General features: G+C 41.2%; 1 protein-coding gene. It reads left to right on the forward strand.

The window, feature by feature from the left end; all coding sequences use genetic code 11:
- Positions 1–200 precede the first annotated feature (200 nt).
- Complete coding sequence (hisH, locus tag IQ270_RS30515; RefSeq protein WP_193976816.1) at positions 201–836, forward strand: imidazole glycerol phosphate synthase subunit HisH; 636 nt, start codon at positions 201–203, stop codon at positions 834–836.
- Positions 837–1,007: the final 171 nt, after the last annotated feature.

Genomic DNA, 1,007 nt, shown 5'->3' on the forward strand with positions numbered 1-1,007 from the left:
GAATTGGTCATTGTTAGCTGTTGACGAATAACGAATAACGAATAACGAATAACGAATAACAAATAACAAATAACAAATAACAAATAACAAATAACAAATAACAAATAACAAATAACAAATAACAAATAACAAATAACAAATAACAAATGACTGATTGTATGCAATAATACTGCTATTAATAATATAAGGCAAGTAAGTCAATGTCTGTCATCGCAGTAGTAGACTATGACATGGGCAATCTGCACTCGGTCTGTAAAGGCTTAGAAAATGTGGGTGCAGTGCCAAAAATTACAGATTCTCCAGCTATCATCGAGCAGGCTGATGCGGTGGTTTTGCCGGGAGTGGGTTCCTTTGACCCGGCAATGCAGCATTTGCGATCGCGCAATTTGATAGAACCGATAAAAAGTGCGATCGCCTCTGGAAAACCTTTTTTAGGCATTTGTTTGGGCTTGCAAATGCTGTTTGACAGTTCCGAAGAAGGTACAGAACCGGGAATGGGAATTATTGCCGGAAAAGTGCGGCGATTTCGATCGGAACCGGGGTTAACCATTCCGCACATGGGATGGAATCAGTTAGAATTCACTCAGCCCAATTTGCCGCTGTGGCAAAATCTTTCATCTCAACCTTGGGTTTATTTAGTGCATTCTTATTATGTCGATCCGGTGGACTCAACAGTCAAAGCTGCGGTGGTGACGCACGGAAGTCAGACGGTGACAGCCGCCATAGCTAAAGACAATCTGATGGCCGTACAATTTCACCCAGAAAAATCTTCAAGTACGGGATTGCAAATGCTATCAAATTTTGTCATTCAAGTGAGAGCAAAAGTAGCAGCTTAGAGTCAATTAAAAACCCGATTTCTTGAAGAAATCGGGTTGCTCGTTACCAGGCTCTGCCTGGTAATGCAGATAGGCGAGGCTCTGCCTCCTTTGAGAAAGGCAACTTACAGGAAAGAAAACTGTAGGAGGTGCTTAAGTTATACCAAATTCATAAAATAGCGCTACATATCT

Origin of the sequence: Microcoleus sp. LEGE 07076 (assembly GCF_015207455.1) — a bacterium.
Lineage (GTDB): Bacteria > Cyanobacteriota > Cyanobacteriia > Cyanobacteriales > Microcoleaceae > Microcoleus.

Excerpts from the sequence above, each read along its gene's own strand:
- hisH (WP_193976816.1), top strand. The coding sequence starts at position 201 with ATGTCTGTCATCGCAGTAGTAGACTATGACATGGGCAATCTGCACTCG.